This is a genomic window from Streptomyces sp. STR69 (assembly GCF_024519455.1).
Classification (GTDB): domain Bacteria; phylum Actinomycetota; class Actinomycetes; order Streptomycetales; family Streptomycetaceae; genus Streptomyces.
In genome coordinates this window covers 1-2,912 of record NZ_JALJRY010000076.1, presented here as the reverse complement: position 1 = coordinate 2,912, position 2,912 = coordinate 1, and the positions used below count along the sequence as shown (strand labels likewise).

2 protein-coding genes are annotated in these 2,912 nt (G+C 68.6%); both read left to right on the top strand.

What is annotated here, in order from left to right; genetic code table 11:
* Positions 1-1,840: 2-oxoacid:acceptor oxidoreductase subunit alpha (locus tag OC490_RS48985; RefSeq protein ID WP_262064542.1), on the top strand; the 1,840-nt coding region annotated here is incomplete at its 5' end.
* Entirely contained in the window at positions 1,833-2,912 is a 1,080-nt protein-coding gene (locus OC490_RS48980) for a 2-oxoacid:ferredoxin oxidoreductase subunit beta (protein ID WP_262064541.1), read from the top strand. The genes OC490_RS48985 and OC490_RS48980, both read left to right, overlap by 8 nt.

The window sequence follows — 2,912 nt, the reverse complement described above, 5'->3', positions numbered from 1 at the left end:
GCGTCTGGACCGGGTGATCATCCGGTTTGCGGGTGATTCGGGTGACGGGATGCAGCTGACCGGTGACCGTTTCACCTCGGAGACGGCGTCGTTCGGCAACGATCTGTCCACGCTGCCGAATTTCCCGGCCGAGATCCGCGCCCCCGCAGGGACTCTGCCGGGGGTTTCGTCGTTCCAGCTGCATTTCGCCGACCATGACATCCTGACCCCGGGCGACGCGCCGAACGTGCTGGTCGCGATGAACCCGGCCGCGCTGAAGGCGAACATCGCCGATGTGCCGCGCGGCGCGCAGATCATCGTCAACACCGACGAGTTCACCAAACGCGCGCTGCAGAAGGTGGGGTATGCGGCCTCGCCGCTCGACGACGGCTCGCTGGACGGCTACAGCCTGCATCCCGTCCCCCTGACGACCCTGACCGTCGAGGCGCTGAAGGACTCCGGGCTGAGCCGCAAGGAGGCCGAGCGCAGCAAGAACATGTTCGCGCTGGGCCTGCTGTCGTGGATGTACCACCGGCCGACCGAGGGCACCGAGAAGTTCCTGACGTCGAAGTTCGCGAAGAAGCCCCGGATCGCGGCGGCCAATATCGCGGCGTTCCGGGCGGGCTGGAACTTCGGTGAGACGACGGAGGACTTCGCGGTCTCCTACGAGGTCGCCCCGGCCGCCGCCGCGTTCCCGGCCGGCACCTACCGCAACATCTCCGGGAACCTGGCCCTGTCCTACGGGCTGGTCGCCGCGTCCCGGCAGGCGGACCTGCCCCTGTTTTTGGGCTCCTATCCCATCACCCCGGCCTCCGACATCCTGCACGAGCTGAGCCGGCACAAGAACTTCGGCGTGCGGACCTTCCAGGCCGAGGACGAGATCGCCGGCATCGGCGCCGCGCTGGGTGCGGCCTTCGGCGGCTCCCTCGCCGTCACCACCACCTCCGGCCCGGGTGTGGCCCTGAAGTCGGAGACCATCGGCCTGGCCGTCTCGATGGAACTCCCGCTGCTCGTCCTGGACATCCAGCGCGGGGGCCCCTCCACGGGCCTGCCGACCAAGACGGAACAGGCGGACCTGCTGCAGGCGATGTTCGGGCGCAACGGCGAGGCCCCGGTCCCGATCGTCGCCCCGTGCACCCCGGCCGACTGCTTCGACGCGGCGCTGGAGGCCGCACGCATCGCGCTGGCCTACCGCACGCCGGTGATGCTGCTCTCCGACGGCTACCTCGCCAACGGCTCCGAGCCCTGGCGCATCCCCGCCACCGACGAACTCCCCGACCTCACCGTCCAGTTCGCCCAGGGACCCAACCACACCCTGGAGGACGGCAGCGAGGTCTTCTGGCCCTACAAACGCGACCCGCAGACCCTGGCCCGCCCCTGGGCGATCCCCGGCACGCCCGGCCTGGAACACCGCATCGGCGGCATCGAGAAACAGGACGGCACGGGCAACATCTCCTACGACCCCGCCAACCACGACTTCATGGTCCGCACCCGCCAGGCCAAGATCGACGGCATCGGCGTACCCGACCTGGACGTCGACGACCCCCACGGCGCCCGCACCCTGGTCCTGGGCTGGGGCTCCACCTTCGGCCCCATCACCGCAGCCGTCCGCCGCCTGCGCGCCTGCGGCGAATCCATCGCCCAGGCGCACCTGCGCCACCTCAACCCCTTCCCCCGCAACCTCGGCGCGGTCCTGGGCCGCTACGACAAGGTGGTGATCCCCGAGATGAACCTCGGCCAGCTCGCCACCCTGGTACGGGCGAAGTACCTGGTGGACGCCCACTCCTACAACCAGGTCAACGGCATGCCGTTCAAGGCCGAGCAGCTCGCCACCGCCCTCAAGGAGGCCATCGATGGCTGAGACGTCCACGGAAGGCACGGGCACGATCGAGGCACTCTCGCTCGTCCCCAGGGCCGAGGCAGTGCAGTCCATGAAGGACTTCAAGTCCGACCAGGAAGTGCGCTGGTGCCCCGGCTGCGGCGACTACGCCATCCTCGCAGCCGTCCAGGGCTTCATGCCCGAACTCGGCCTGGCCAAAGAGAACATCGTCTTCGTCTCCGGCATCGGCTGCTCCTCCCGCTTCCCCTACTACATGAACACCTACGGCATGCACTCCATCCACGGCCGCGCCCCCGCCATCGCAACCGGCCTGGCGGCGAGCAGGCGGGACCTGAGCGTGTGGGTGGTCACGGGCGACGGCGACGCCCTCTCCATCGGCGGCAACCACCTCATCCACGCCCTGCGCCGCAACGTCAACCTCAAGATCCTCCTCTTCAACAACCGGATCTACGGCCTGACGAAAGGCCAGTACTCACCCACCTCCGAGGTCGGGAAGATCACCAAGTCGACGCCGATGGGCTCCCTGGACGCCCCCTTCAACCCGGTGTCCCTCGCCATCGGCGCCGAAGCCTCCTTCGTCGCCCGCACCATCGACTCCGACCGCAAACACCTCACCCAGGTCCTGCGCGAGGCAGCCGCCCACCCCGGCACCGCCCTGGTGGAGATCTACCAGAACTGCAACATCTTCAACGACGGCGCCTTCGACGCACTCAAGGACCGCCAGCAGGCCCAGGAAGCAGTGATCCGCCTCGACCACGGACAGCCGATCCGCTTCGGCCCCGACAGCACGCGGGGAGTCGTCCGCGACGCGACGACAGGCGACCTGAAAGTGGTCGACGTGACCCCGGACAACGAGTCGCAGATCCTCATCCACGACGCCCACGCAACCTCCCCCACCACCGCCTTCGCCCTCTCCCGCCTCGCCGACCCCGACACGCTCCACCACACACCCATCGGCGTCCTGCGCTCCGTCCAACGGCCGGTCTACGACACACAGATGGCCGACCAACTCGACACCGCCATCGAACAGAACGGAAAAGGCGACCTCGCCGCACTGCTCACCGGCGGCGACACCTGGACAGTCACCGGCTGA

Coding starts and splice junctions, on each gene's coding strand:
- OC490_RS48980 (WP_262064541.1), top strand. CDS start 1,833: ATGGCTGAGACGTCCACGGAAGGCACGGGCACGATCGAGGCACTCTCG.